9 protein-coding genes and 2 tRNA genes are annotated in these 14,204 nt (G+C 59.8%); 2 read left to right on the forward strand and 9 right to left on the reverse strand.

Going from position 1 to position 14,204, the window contains the following annotated elements:
- Window positions 1-3: 3 nt before the first annotated feature.
- The 7 genes from QRX41_RS03800 to QRX41_RS03830 form a co-directional block, all read right to left on the reverse strand.
- Window positions 4-1,617 (reverse strand): xylulokinase, encoded by a 1,614-nt coding sequence (locus tag QRX41_RS03800; protein ID WP_313838815.1) that lies wholly within the window; start codon window positions 1,615-1,617, stop codon window positions 4-6.
- 102 nt (window positions 1,618-1,719) lie between these two features.
- The gene (locus tag QRX41_RS03805; protein WP_313838816.1) at window positions 1,720-2,841 is read right to left on the reverse strand and encodes a LacI family DNA-binding transcriptional regulator; all 1,122 of its coding nucleotides are present in this window, start codon (window positions 2,839-2,841) and stop codon (window positions 1,720-1,722) included.
- Window positions 2,842-2,890: 49 nt separating this feature from the next.
- Window positions 2,891-3,598, reverse strand: coding sequence for a ribonuclease HII (locus QRX41_RS03810; RefSeq protein ID WP_313838818.1), 708 nt, complete (start codon window positions 3,596-3,598; stop codon window positions 2,891-2,893).
- A 7-nt stretch (window positions 3,599-3,605) separates the two neighbouring features.
- On the reverse strand, window positions 3,606-4,370 hold the full coding sequence (gene lepB / locus QRX41_RS03815) for a signal peptidase I (protein WP_052692699.1): 765 nt from the start codon (window positions 4,368-4,370) through the stop codon (window positions 3,606-3,608).
- Window positions 4,371-4,515: 145 nt separating this feature from the next.
- On the reverse strand, window positions 4,516-4,887 hold the full coding sequence (gene rplS / locus QRX41_RS03820; RefSeq protein ID WP_313838820.1) for a 50S ribosomal protein L19: 372 nt from the start codon (window positions 4,885-4,887) through the stop codon (window positions 4,516-4,518).
- 222 nt (window positions 4,888-5,109) lie between these two features.
- Window positions 5,110-6,807: a glucose-6-phosphate isomerase gene (gene pgi, locus QRX41_RS03825; RefSeq protein WP_024627418.1), complete on the reverse strand. Its 1,698-nt coding sequence runs from the start codon at window positions 6,805-6,807 to the stop codon at window positions 5,110-5,112.
- Between the two features lie 129 nt (window positions 6,808-6,936).
- Window positions 6,937-8,061: a mannose-1-phosphate guanylyltransferase gene (locus QRX41_RS03830; RefSeq protein WP_313838822.1), complete on the reverse strand. Its 1,125-nt coding sequence runs from the start codon at window positions 8,059-8,061 to the stop codon at window positions 6,937-6,939.
- 122 nt (window positions 8,062-8,183) lie between these two features.
- On the opposite strand from QRX41_RS03830, the gene QRX41_RS03835 reads away from it, so the two are divergent.
- Both QRX41_RS03835 and QRX41_RS03840 read left to right on the forward strand, forming a co-directional pair.
- A tRNA-Thr gene (locus tag QRX41_RS03835) sits at window positions 8,184-8,256 on the forward strand.
- A gap of 40 nt (window positions 8,257-8,296) precedes the next feature.
- A tRNA-Leu gene (locus QRX41_RS03840) sits at window positions 8,297-8,377 on the forward strand.
- 53 nt (window positions 8,378-8,430) lie between these two features.
- Here QRX41_RS03840 and QRX41_RS03845 read toward each other — a convergent pair.
- Window positions 8,431-11,316, reverse strand: coding sequence for a hypothetical protein (locus QRX41_RS03845; protein WP_313838824.1), 2,886 nt, complete (start codon window positions 11,314-11,316; stop codon window positions 8,431-8,433).
- Window positions 11,317-11,776: 460 nt separating this feature from the next.
- The gene (locus QRX41_RS03850) at window positions 11,777-13,543 is read right to left on the reverse strand and encodes a hypothetical protein (RefSeq protein ID WP_313838826.1); all 1,767 of its coding nucleotides are present in this window, start codon (window positions 13,541-13,543) and stop codon (window positions 11,777-11,779) included.
- Window positions 13,544-14,204: the final 661 nt, after the last annotated feature.

Below are 14,204 nucleotides of genomic sequence, written 5' to 3' on the forward strand. Positions count from 1 at the left end.
GTCTCATCCCTGCAGGGGGATGGTCTTCACGGCCGCCTGCTCGATGGGCAGCCCCTTGGTGAAGCGGTCGAAGAAGGCTCTGAAGCCCTTCACATCAGCCGGGTCCGGCTGTTCTGTTGTGGACTGGACACCCGCAAAGACATTGGCATCCAGGTAGTCGGCCAGGGTCTGGTCGGCATGGCCCAGATAGTCGGCCAGGACGGCCATGCCCCAGGCGCCCCCCTCCACAGCGGTGGACATGACCTTGATGGGGGCATTGAAGGCGGCGGCCAGGATCCGCTGGGCTACCTTGGGCGTGGCGAAAATGCCGCCGTGACCCACCATGGTGTCCACCTCCACATGCTCCTGGCGGGTCATCACATCCATGCCGATGGTGACCGGCGAGAAGGCCGAGAAGAGCTGGGCGCGCATGAAGTTGGCCAGGGTCATCCGCCCCTCGGGGCCACGGGCAAAGACCGGCCGGCCCTCCTCCAGGCCAGCCAGGAACTCCCCGGAATAGAAGCAGTAGTTGATCAGCCCGCCGGCGTCCTTGTCTCCCTGGAGCGCCTGGTTGAACAGGGTGGCGTAGAGCGCATTCCCCTTCAGGTCCAGACCGGCGGCCTTGGCGAAGTCACCGAACAGCCCCACCCAGGCGTTCAGATCCGAGGTGAAGTTGTTGGCATGGCTCATGCCGGCAGGATCCCCAGCCGGCGTGGTGACCGGATCCACCTCGGGGTGGAAGTCACGCAGGGGATGCTCCAGGACCACCATGGCGAAGATGGATGTGCCTGCAGACACGTTGCCGGTGCGGGGACGAACCGCGTTGGTCGCCACCATGCCGGTTCCCGCGTCGCCCTCGGGTGGGGCCATGGGCACGCCGGGCTGCAGCTGGCCACTGGGATCCAACAGGGCGGCGCCTTCTGCAGTCAGTGCGCCCGCATCGCTGCCGGCGGTCAACGGCTCAGGCAGCAGGTCGTGAATGTCCCAGGGCTGGGCCTTGACCTGGGGCAGTCGGGAGAAGATGTCCAGCAGACCCTGGTCGAACTCCTTGCGGGAGGAGTCGATGGGGAACATGCCCGAAGCATCGCCGATGCCGATGACCTTGCGACCGGAGAGCCTCCAGTGCATGTAGCCGGCCAGCGTGGTGATGTAGGCCACCCTGGGCACATGCTCTTCACCGTTCAAAATGGCCTGGTAGAGGTGGGCGATGGACCAGCGCTCGGGAATATTGATCTTGAAGACCTGCGACAACTCCTCGTGGGCCTGGCGGGTGTTGGTGTTGCGCCAAGTGCGGAAAGGCACCAGCAGCTGATCATCCTTGTCGAAGGCCAGGTAGCCGTGCATCATGGCCGAGATCCCCATGGCGCCGATCTTGGTCAGCGTCACCCCGTACTGGCGACGGACATCCTCGGCCATGGCCGCATAGGCCGCCTGCAGACCCTGATGAATCTGGTCCATGGAGTAGGTCCATAGGCCGTCCTCCAGCCGGTTCTCCCACTCGACGTCCCCGGTGGCCAGCGTCCGGTAGTCATGGTCAATCAGCACAGCCTTGATGCGGGTGGAGCCGAATTCGATGCCCAGACTGGTCAAGCCCTCTTGTAATTCACTCACGATGACGCCTTCTTCGCCAACAACCATGTCTGCTCCTTTGCCTGATATGTTAACGCTCACATAGTCTGGTTACGATTGTAACCGAGACCAGAGCATCAGGCAAGCCCGCGGGATGCGGTCCGACAGTGGTCAGATGCGCTTGATTGCATAGCCCAGGGACCGACGCTGGATCACATCCGCCTGGATCAGTCCAACACCGTGGTGGGTGACCGGGAAGTCCACCGGCTGCCCCTGGTGAAGCAGGGCCAGGACCTGCCGCATGGTGGCCACCCCCAGATCCTCAAAGCGGGGACGGACCGTGGCCAGCGGCGGAAACATGTTGTCTACCGTAGGTACGTCGTCGAAGCCCACCAGACTGATGTCACTGGGAATGCGGATGCCATGCTCCTTCAGGGACCGGGCCACGCCCACGGCCTGGTTGTCGTTGGCGGTGACCACGGCCGAGGGCAGGGAGGTGCCGCTCATGCCCCGCTGATCGATCAGGTGGTTCATCAGCGTGTAGGACTCCCCTGCCTCCCAGCTGCGGGCGTGGACCACGGCTGTTCGTATGCGGCAGCGAGCGCAGGCCACCTTCCAGGAGGCCAGCCGGGTGGCTGCATCCCGCCACTGCGCAGGTCCGGCCATGTAGAGCACCCGCCTATGGCCCCGGGAGACCAGCAGTCGGGCCAACCGCTGAACGGCACCCCACTGGTCGATTCCGGTCAGGGCTATTTGCCCATCGCCCCGTCGGCGACTCAGGGCCTCTTCGACGCTGGTGATGCCATGCGTGGAGGTGACGATGACCCGGGGCTGGCTCACCTCAACCTGGCAGGCAGCCTGGAACATGGTGTCGGTCGGCGTCAGAAAGATGAAGGCATCCACATTCTGCTCCAGAAAGGTGCCGCAGAGTTCCTGGAATCCGGCAAGCGTGCAGGCGGACTCGTCCACCATCATGACCGACATGAACAAACCATGGGAACGGGCCACGGTCTCGATGGCCGTGATTGACGAAACAGGCCCAAAGAGACTGACACCGCCGGCCACCAGTCCGATGGTCCGGCTGCGGCTGGATGCCAGGGCCCGCGCAGAGTTGCTGGGTCGGTAGCCCAGCTTCCTGATGGCCTGCTGAACCCTGATCCGGGTGGCCGGAGAAACGTCCTTGGAATTGTTGATGACCCTGGACACAGTCTGGTGGGAGACCCCGGCCAGCCGGGCAACCTCGAACATGGAGGGGCGCTTGGACCGTGACCTGCCCCCGCTGCCTGCGGGCATGTGACCTTCTTCCGATAGCCGTACGATAGCCGTGTCGACCGTTCCGATATTAGCCCCTGCCGGGACCGGACGAGGGCAAATGCCAGCTGACCCGGTGCAGACGGCTGGGTCCCAGACGGCGAATGGCCTCCAGGTGCGCAGGCGACCCATAGCCCTTGTTGTGCTCCCACTGGTAGGGGGCCAGGGCAGGGTCAGAGGCGGCCAACCGGACCATAAGCTGGTCACGGGTGACCTTGGCGATGACTGCTGCGCAGGCCACACTGGCACAGTGGGCATCACCCTTGACTTGGGTGGAAACCTTGGGCAGAACCGGGAGGTCGGGGGCGTCAAAGCTGTCGGCGGCCGGGGTGATGTAGTCATTGGGGCCGTCAAGGATGGCAGCCAGACGGCGGCCGGGCCCCAGGTCCATCCCATGCTCCAATTCGGCCAGCGCGCGCAGGGCGGCGATGCCCAGGGCGTGGACGATGCCCCACTGGTCGATCTCATGATTGGAGCAGGCCCCCACCGCCCAACCGGCAGCCCAGTCCTCCAGGTCACGGTACATGGCCAGCCGACGCGCAGGGGTCAGCATCTTGGAATCAGCCACACCGTCAGGAACCTTTAAATGATGCAGGTCAGCGGACCGGACCGCCACCACACCGACCATGGCCGGACCCGCCAGGGCTCCACGGCCGACCTCATCCAGCCCCAGCACATACTCGGCTCCCTGATCAGCCAAGGCAGCCTCAGCGGCCAGGGTCGGCAGGATCCGCCTCATAGCCGGTTCAGTCCTGCGTCGGCTCGGGCACGGAGTCGAAGACCTTGTGCTGGTTGTTGAGCAGCTTCCAGCTGCCCACCGGGTAATAGGTCAGCAGTGCAGTGCCCTTGATGTTGTCCATGGGGACCAGGCCATTGTGTCCGTCGTCCTTGTGCAGACGGGAGTCGGCGGAGTTGGAACGGTTGTCACCCATGACGAAGACATACCCAGGGTCCACCTTGACCTTGAAGGCAAAGGAGCTGGGCTCCACTCCTGGACGCAGGTAGGAGCTCTCGTCCAAGGCGACGCCGTTGACAGTGACTGGGGCGCCATGACCCTTGCAGGCCACTGTGTCGCCGGGCATGCCGATCAGGCGTTTGACCAGATGACTGCCACGGAAGCTGGGTGTGGACTCTTCGCCTAGCCAGTTGGCAGGATCAGTGAAGACCACCACATCCCCACGGCGAGGGGCCACCATGGATCTGGTCAGCCTGTGAGTGGTCAGGATTCTGTCCCCGATGCCAAGGGTGTTCTCCATGGAGCCGGAGGGGATGACGTAGATGCTGAACAAAAATATGCGCAGGACGGCAACGACGGCCAAGAGGGCAACCAGCTCAAACAGAAACTCGGGCAGGAAACCGCGTTCGCCCAGACGCGGGTGGCTGCCCTTGGTGGAGCCGCGTCCACCGGGGCGGTCGAAGGCATGACGGGGCGGCACCGGGGCTGAGGTGGCCTGTCTGCCGTCCGGGTACCAAAGTCCCGACGAGGTCGCTTCCTCATCCCGAAAGGCCATATCCACTCCTTGTCATCCGCCGGAACCCACACGCAAAAAGGTTCCGCATGCCTCATAGCGTACACACCCAAGCATGGAAAAACCCGGGAGCATTACATCCCGGGTGTTAGCGGCCTGGCCTGGGCTGGGTCGCCCTGGCTGGAGCCTACTTGTTGGACTCGGCCTTGTTGTCGCGACGCTCGACAATGCGGGCGGCCTTGCCGTACAGACCACGCAGGTAGTAGAGCTTGGCGCGGCGGACACGGCCGTGGCGCAGCACCTTGATGGAGTCAATCTGCGGGGAGTGCAGAGGGAAGCGACGCTCGACGCCCACGCCGAAGCTGACCTTGCGCACCAGGATGGTCTCGCGCACGCCAGAGCCCTGACGAGCGATCACCACGCCCGTGAAAGCCTGGATACGGGAGTTGTTGCCCTCAGTGATGTTGACGTTGACCTCGACGGTATCGCCGGGGCGGAAGTCTGGGATCTGCTCCGCAGGCTTCATGTGGCTGGCGTCAAATTCCTGAATCGCGTTCATGCTGTTCCTCCATGGCCGCCGCACATCGACCCATGACATGGACCGCAACCATCAAAGGAAGCGATCCTGGACGGAACCCGGCGGTCTGCCGTCGGGGGTGCCGATCCGCCGGAGCATCCGGCTGGACCTGAAAGGAAGGGAGCCCATGCGGCAGCTGCCCTTCCGGCAAACAACTGTCCAATAATATACCACCAACCGGACCCGCTGGGGCCCGGCATGACATCAGCGGCGGTGGGCCCTGTAGAAGGCGATCAGGGACTTGGTGGACTGGTCCTGCTCGGCCAGCGCCTGGTCATCCCGGGAGATGGCCGGGGTGATCTCGCGGGCCAGCTTCTTGCCCAGCTCAACACCCCACTGGTCGAAGGAATCAATGCCCCAGACCGTGCCCTCGGTCAGCGTGATGTGCTCGTAGAGGGCGATCAGTTCACCCAGGGCGGCCGGGGTCAGCGCATCGCCGAAGATGGAGGTGGTGGGCCTGTTGCCGGTGAAGACCCGGGCCGGGACGATGGCCTCGGGAGTGCCCTCAGCGCGGACCTCGTCGGCGGTCTTGCCGAAGGCCAATGCCTTGGTCTGGGCCAGGAAGTTGGCCAGGAAGAGCTCATGCACGTCCTGGTCGCCGTCCTTGGCCGGGTTGGGGGTGTTGGCGAAGGCGATGAAGTCAGCGGGGATCAGACGGGTGCCCTGGTGGATCAGCTGGTAGAAGGCGTGCTGACCGTTGGTGCCGGGCTCCCCCCAGAAGATTTCGCCGGTCAGGCTGGTCACCGGGGTGCCGTCCCAGCGCACGGACTTGCCGTTGGACTCCATGGTCAGCTGTTGCAGATAGGCCGGGAAGCGGTGCAGATACTGGTCATAGGGCAGCACGGCGTGCGAGTGGGCGCCGAAGAAGTTGACATACCAGACGTTGAGCAGGCCCATCAGAGCAACTACGTTTCGATCCAGGGGGGTGGCGCGGAAGTAGCGGTCGACAGTGTTGAAGCCCTTGAGGAACTCCTCGAAACGCTCGGGGCCGATGGTGATGGCCAGGGAGGTGCCCACGGCGGAATCCACCGAGTACCGGCCGCCGACCCAGTTCCAGAAGCCGAAGACGTTGTCCGGATCGATGCCGAAGTCGCGCACCTTGTCCAGGGCAGTCGAAACGGCGATGAAGTGCCGACGGATGGCCTCGGCCGACAGGTCCTCGCCATCCTTGGACAGCAGGCCACGCTCCCCCAGGCTCTTCAGAAGCCAGGCGCGGGCCTGGCGGGCGTTGGTCAGGGTCTCCAGGGTGGTGAAGGTCTTGGAGACGATGATGAAGAGCGTGGTCTCCGGATCCAGATCGCGCGTCTTCTCAGCCAGGTCGTTGGGGTCGATGTTGGAGATGTAGCGGGCGCTGATGCCGGCATCCGCGTAGGGCTTCAGGGCCTCGTAAGCCATGACCGGGCCAAGGTCGGAGCCGCCGATGCCGATGTTGACCACGGTGGTGATCCGCTTGCCGGTCAGACCGGTCCAGCTGCCCGAGCGGACCTGGTCGGCAAAGGCATAGATGCGCTTGAGGGTGTCGCGGACGTCGCCGACAACATCCTGGCCGTCCACGATCAGCCGGCCGCGATCCTCCTCGGGACGGCGCAGGGCCGTGTGCAGGACGGCCCTGTCCTCGGTGTTGTTGATGTGCTCGCCGTTGAACATGGCCTCGATCCGCTCCTCAAGGCCGACCTCGCGGCCCAGCTGGGCCAGCAGTGACAGGGTCTCGGGCTGAATCAGGTTCTTGGACAGATCAATATAGAGATCACCCAGCTCGAAGCTGAGCTTTTCGGTGCGCTGCGGGTCCTTGGCGAACCATGCGCGCAGATCGATCCCTTGGCGCTGCATGTCGTCGAAGTGCTGGTGCAAGGCCGCCCAGGCCTTGGTGCTGGTAGCGTCCACTGGAGGATTGATGGCCATGGTTGTTCGGGTCCTTTCATGAGGTGATGCCCGGTCTACCGAGCACCCGGTTCTGTAACCCAAACTACTCACAAAAGCAGACAGAAGACAACAAAATCAGTCAATCTACTTGACTGAGCCGAATCGCTGTCAAAGTATGTCGTCACAGCCGTACTGGGCCAACTTGGCCACCATGTCCTTGACTTCCTGACTGCGGGCCCGGGGGGCCACCAGGAGAGCATCGGGAGTGTCGACGACGATCATGTCATCCACACCCAGAAGGGCGACCGTGCGTTCCGAACCTGGCACGACCATGTCTCCTGCTGAATCCAGATACATGACCCGGTCGGCATCCCCAAGAATCTTGATGTTGCGCCTGTTGGAGGACGGCAGCAGGCCGGCCACCGAATTGAAGTCGCCGATGTCATCCCAATCGAAGCCCCCTGGAACAACCGCCACGCCGCCGGCCGCCGATAGGGGCTCGGCCACGGCATAGTCGAAGGCGATCTTCTCGATGCCCGGCCAGTGCTCCTCCATGGCCTGGCTGCGGGCCTGCTCGCCCTGGTCCCAGACCTGGGCGATGGCCATGACCGCGGCGTGGAGCTCCGGCTTGTAACGACGCAGGCAGTCCAGAAGCACTTGGGCCTGCATGACGAACATGCCGGCGTTCCACCGGTACTCCCCTGTCGACAGGTAAGCCTGGGCCGTAGAGGCATCCGGCTTCTCGACGAATTCGCTGACCAAGCGGGCATCAGGGGCCCCGGGAATACGATCGGCCAGGGAGGGGCCTTGGTGGATGTAGCCGAAAGCGGTGGAGGGACGGGAGGCGGCGATGCCGATGGTGGTCACATAACCGGCCCGGGCCACCGCCACCGCCTGCTCCACTGAGGCCGCGAATGCTTTGTCGTCTCGGATGACGTGGTCGGCGGCAAAGGAGCCCACGATGATTTCCCCGCCGTGCCGCTGGGCCAGTACAGCAGTCGCCAAGGCTATGGCCGCCGTGGAATCGCGAGGAACCGGCTCGGCGAAGAGCGCGTCCTCAGCCAGATCCGGAAGCTGCTGACGCACCTGGTCCACATGCCGCTGGCCAGTGGAGACGACCACATGGTCAGCCCCGCAGATGCCGGCCAGCCGGTCAAAGGTGCCCTGGATCATTGTTCTGCCTGATCCCAACAGATCATAGAGGAACTTGGGCCGGTCCTGGCGGCTCAATGGCCAGAGCCGGGTGCCCACGCCACCGGCCGGAATGACGGCATAGAAATCATTGAGATCCATGCCTTCCATTGTGTCAAGAAGCTTGTACACCCTCGGCCCGAAGTGCAAGGCGTTTTTATCGCGCGCATCCAGTATGATGTGACATGTTGTCTTCTTCCGGCAGGTCCGGACGGGAGGCGAAGGCCACTTTAGCTCAGTTGGCAGAGCGTCTCACTCGTAATGAGAAGGTCGACAGTTCGATTCTGTCAAGTGGCTCTTTCACCAGCTGCCCTTTCAACGGCAGGGTATGTCGTACGCGCGAGTGGCGTAATGGTAGCCGCGCAGGATTTAGGTTCCTGTGTCTTCGGACGTGTGGGTTCGAGTCCCATCTCGCGCACAGGTATTAAGAACAGGGCCCGCAAGAACAGGCCCTGTCTTACGTTGCGGGGATCAGCGTCGGCTCTCCTGCTTGTTCCTCAGGCAGGCCACGAAGCCCACCAGGCCTAGGGCTATCAGCAGCAGGATCCTGAGCACGGAAAGCGGCCATCCGCCGGTAAGCGGCAGGGAGGAGGTCGAAGGCCGGAAGTCCAGCACCTGCGACACCGAGGCCGACTGGTTCCCGCCTAGGAACCGGCCCTGCGCGTCAGGGCCCTCGGCATCATCCGAAAGCACCTGGACGGCGACATCCCCCTGCTTCATCCCCTCAGGTGGGACCGCCTGCCAAATGCCCTGGTCCCCCACAGCCACATCCGTGCCAGTGTTGTCAGGCCAGGTCACATGCACCATGGTCCCCTTGGTCTCAGGAATCTTCCTGTCCCCGTCCACATACTTGTAGGCCCTGCCGGCCACCTGGAAGACGTCATGGCGGTCAATGGTCAGTGTGGTGGGCGTCATGTCGATCTTCCGCTCGATGGATGCCGGGCCCGAACGGAGGTTCATCGGGTTGACCATTTCAATCTGGAAAGTATAGGTCTGCGTTTCGTCGTCACCGTTGTAACCGGTGAACTTGTCAGCAGGGATATTCAGCGACCAGGACCAAGTGGAAGCCGCCGTCTTGGTCAGGTTCAGCGTGAGACCTGATGTGGGGTCAGCGACGGAAGGAACAGCGCCGACCGCCGCATCCCTCTGGAAGGTGTTGGCCGGAGTGGTCAGCAGACTGGTCCAGCCCGAGGCAGCATTCTGCTTCATCGAAACGACCATCCTCGAATCAGTCATTCCCAATCCTGCCGAGGACCAGGCCGTATACACAGGCGACGCCTCACCCTTGAACTCGACGACCGAATCCGCCGGCAGGCTTCCGTTGACGGTATGGGGCACCGTGACCGAGAACTTGCTGGCATCCGGGACATCCTCGCCCGAGACGAAATAGGCCGTGCCGATATTCGAGAAGTAGGAGGTCAGGCCGAACCCGGAGACAGACTCAGTCACCCAGGCATGGTAACGCCTGTAGCCGCTGTACTTGTTGCCTTGGCCCGGCGACGGATACAGCTTGTTGGTGTCCTGTATCCGCCAGGAACCCCCTTGTTTGCTGCCGGTGTCGACCTGGCACTCAGCCTCGCCAAGCCTGAACCCCCACGTGTCCGCGGCTTTCACCAGGTCATCGCCATTCGTGCCCTGCCCCTCCACAATGGGATTATTGGGATCCTCGCCGTAGAGAACGACCTTGTTGGGACGCGCAGGATCCTTGGAGGGCATGCACTCACCACTGATTACCGGCTCAAGCTCGGTCGTATACACGCTTCCAGAAGCATCCAAACCGGCATCAGCATCGTTTTCGATCTTGGTGATCGTAGGATCATCAGGACGAGGCACGTCATACTTATAGAACGCGGTATTGATTGTCCATCCCGCAGAGATATTCGTATCCTTCTCCACGGCGGACATACCATCGTTTATCCCTACAAGACCAGCGCTCTTGGGGTTGTACACTTCAGGGCTGACGGTACAAGCGCTGCCATCCCTATTCGTGGTGACAGGCCAGGTGACCATCTTGAAATAGCCGTCAAGATCCTGCTTCTCCTTGGCCTCCTTGAAATCAATCCCGCCATCAGCCTTCTGGGCAGGCATGGGATTGCCATCCTTATCAGTGGCAAAAAGCACGTTGGGGTTGTCGAGATATTGAGGATCCTTCGGACTCACGTTGAAAGCGGAATACTTGCTGACTTGGCCTGCCTTGCTGGTCGTGGTGGTCGCCGTATTGGGGGACGGCTGCTGGCCTGTCACCAGGACCGGCTCAGGGGTCAGCTCATCAACAGGCACCCACTCGCTATCCTTCAGAGCCACCCACTGGTAATAATAGGAATTGGTCTCAGAACATATGCCATCAGGATTGTCATTTGTACTGCCACGCGGATTCAGCCAGTACACGAAGAACGACCGTGCCGGAGCTGTTCCCGGAGCAGTGCCGGCGATTGGCCCAGTAACATTGCTCTTATAATCAGGAAAACCGTAATCCGTCACCATGCCCCAATTAGCCTGATTGTTTTGATAGAGATTAGGGTTGGTGTCCCAACCGACCCAGGAATACGGGCCACTGCACTTCATATCCTCTTTGCTGTCCAAGCAGTAACCCATATACACTTTCATCTGTTTGTCATGGGACAAGCTCGCTGTGATATTTGAATATCTATCCTGAGCCTGTAAATCACTCATGGAAGCCGGATCAAAGCTTGTGCAGTTATTGGTAGTCCAGGACCAGGAAGAATTGCCGCAGGACAGGGCCTTGTTCTGGTCACCAACGATGGCAAAGACATTCAAGGGCTCGGGGTGACCGCCGACCGCGAATTTTGCGGGATCTTTGGACGTATCCTTGATGTTCATATCACCCTCAATGGATATGGTCAGGTAGTCGTACAAACCAGAATTGATGATCTTATGAACGGTGAAGAACTCATCCTGGTTCTTGGCCCAGGTTAAGGCACCATCATAAGCGTTGGCATTTTTATTGCTGTCTACATAATCATCCGGGGTGATAGTGTTCATATTCCGTACGCGTCTGTAATAGTCAGGATTTTCGGAACCAACAAACTGATATATGAAAGATAAATTGCATTGTGACGGATTTTTGGTGTCAGTCTCACCAACACCGACACAATCCGGCTTAAATTCATTGTGCTTCACGCGCAGGATGAAGTCCATGCGCAGCTCATCCTGGTAGGCATCGATCCTATCGTTGAAGGCCATCATCCTATAGAGCAGGGGTTTTCTGCTGGCTGTTTCGTCCTGTCCATCGATGGCATTGGCCCGATTGGCCGAAAGGGCGCTCAGCCCCAACGGAACAACCATGGCCAGCGTCGCCAGAAAGGTTACCAGAACGGCGATAATCTGACGGCTCACATGCTGCGAACCCTTGGCGATCCGTTCTTGCAAACGCTTCAATACAATACCCCCAAATCAAGTTACAATTATGCTTAAGAGCGGCTAAACTTTGTTCTTTTAATCTGTCCCCAATTGCTTCGACTCTATCATAGAGATAAAAAAATAGCATCTTCGCTTTTTCCATACATGCTCCACGAGCACTGGAATTGCAACCATTAGCTGGGATTCCGATAGGGTGTGTCACGACCGGTATTGCGCAACAGTTTATGGTCTTCATCTGGCTGGTCTGGGTTGGAGGTGGAGGCCACTTTGTCATGGAAAGGTCGACTGTTCGCTTCTGTCAAGCGACTCTTCCACCAGTGGCCTTCAGACGTCTAGGCTCGAGTCCCATCTCGCACAGGAAACACAAGCAGGGCCTGCTCCCATCCTCCTCATTCCATGGAGATGAGCACAGGCCCTGCCTTATGCCTCCGGAAAATCAGTATCGGCTCTCCTGCCTATTCCTCAGGCAGGCCACAAAGCCAGCCAGACCTAGTATCAACATCAACAGGATCTTGAGCACGGAAAGCGGCCATCCTCCAGCGAAGGGCAGGGATGAGGTGGAGGGCCGGAATTCCAGCGCATGCGACACCGCGGCTGACTCGTTTCCTCCCTGGAAGTTGCCACTTTGAGGATCAGTGCTTTCAGCGTCATCGGAAGCAACCTGAGCGGTGAATCGCCCCTGGTTGATGCCCTCAGGTGGAGTCGCCTGCCATGAACCCTGGTTCCCCACAACAACATCCGTACTGCTGTTGCCGGGCCAGGTTACATGAACCACTGTTCCTTTGGTCTCAGGAACCCTCGTGTTGCCATTGACGTACTTATATGCCTTGCCCGCCACCTGGAAGACGTCGTACCGTTCCAAGCTCAGCGTGGTCGGCGTCATATCAACCGTCCGGTTGGTGGAAACCGGATCCGAAGGGACATTCAGAGGGTTGATCATCTTAACCTGGAAGGTATACTTCTCTGTCTCATCGTCACCGTTGTAGCCGGTGAACCTGCCAGCAGGTATGGTCAAGGTCCAGGACCAGGTCGAAGCCCCTGTCTTGACGACCTTGAGCACAGAGCCCGATGTGGGGTCAGTGACGGAAGGCGAAGTGGTATTGACCGCCGCATCCCTCTGGAAGGTGTTGGCCGGTGTGGTCACCAGACTGGTCCAGTCCGAGGCAGTGTTCTGCTTCATGGAAATGGCCATCCTGGAATCAGTCATTCCCAGCCCTCCCGAGGACCAGGCCGTATATATAGGCGAAACCGAGCCCTTGAAGGTGACGACCGAGTTTGCCGGCAGAATCCCGTTTTTCGTGTGGGGCACTGTGACGGAGAGCTTGCCATCCGGAGCATTCTCATTGGAGACGAAATAGGCTGTTCCTATGTTCGAGAAGAAGGAGGTCAGGCCGAACCCGGAGGCGGACTCGGTCACCCAGGCATGATAGCGCCTGTAACCGTTGTACTTATTGCCGGGATCCGGCGACGGATACTGCTTATTGGTGTCCTGTATCTGCCAGGACCCTCCCTGCTTGCTCTTGGGATCGACCTTGCACACCGTTTCTCCCAGCTTGAACCCCCAGGAGTCCGAGCTTTTCACCAGGTCGTCACTGCTCTTGCCCTGCTCCTCCTTGAAAGGATTGCCGGGATCCTCGCCGAACAGAGTAACCGTGTTGGGATGCGTGTCGTCTTTGGAGGGAGTGCACTCACCGCTGACCACCGGATCAAGCTTGCCGGTATAGACGCTTCCTGAGGCATTCAAGGAGCCATCGGTGTCATTCTGAATGTTGGTGATGGTCGGATCATCGGGACGAGGCACATCATACTTATAGAAGGCAGTATCGATAGCCCATCCTGCATCCAGATTCGTGTTTTTCTGGGCTGTAGACATATCGTCTGTTATCCCAACAAGGCTATCCTGTTGAGGGTCATATATCTTAGTGGTGACTTCAGGAGTGCTTGCCGTCGGCTTGCACTGGGTGCCATCGGCATTAGTAGTGACAGGCCAAGTAACTAGTTTGAAATAACCGTCAAGATCCTGCTTCTCCTTGGCCTCTTTGAAATCAATCCCGCCATCAGCCTTCTGGGCAGGCATAGGCTGGCCATCCTTATCAGTCGCAAAAAGCACGTTGGTGGTATTCGCATACTTGGGGTCAGTCGGATCGACGTTGTAAGCCGTATTGTCATTGACCTGATATTGAAGACCCCAGGAATTGGTCAAGCCGTTTACTGCTGGCTTCTGACCAGTTACGAGCACCGGTTTAGGCGTCAGCGCATCGACAGGCACCCATTGGCTATTCTTCTGCGCCACCCATTGGTAGTAATAGGAGTTGGTCGTGGAACATATTCCACCAGCGCTGTTATTTCCACGCAAATTGAACCAGTATACAAAGAAGGACTTGGGGGGCGCTACTCCTGGAACCGGATTGGCTCCTATAGGAAATCCATAATCCGTTACCATGCCCCAATTGGCCTGGTGACCACCATAAAGAGGGGGATTACCATTCCAGCCAACCCAAGAAGCAGGTCCGCTGCACTGAGGGTGGGGACTGTTACCTAGGCAGTTGCCCATGTAAAGCTTGATGCCCTTACCCTGGTCTGCAGTGATATTGGCGACCCTGTCTTGGACGTTGCTGCCGATAGAGCTCGGATCGAAGGATGTGCAGTCATTCGTAGTGTAGTCCCATGGCGAACCTCCACACGAGAGCGTATTGTTTTGTTGACCAACAATTGCGAAGACGTTCAAAGGCTCCGGATAACCGCCAGTCACATAATATTTCGGATCCAAGGAGGTATCCATGTAGGACAAATCACCCTCTATGGATACAGCCAGGAAATCATATAAACCAGAGTTGATCACTTTATGAACCGTAAAGAACTGA

Source organism: Bifidobacterium kimbladii, from assembly GCF_032193675.1.
GTDB lineage: Bacteria > Actinomycetota > Actinomycetes > Actinomycetales > Bifidobacteriaceae > Bombiscardovia > Bombiscardovia kimbladii.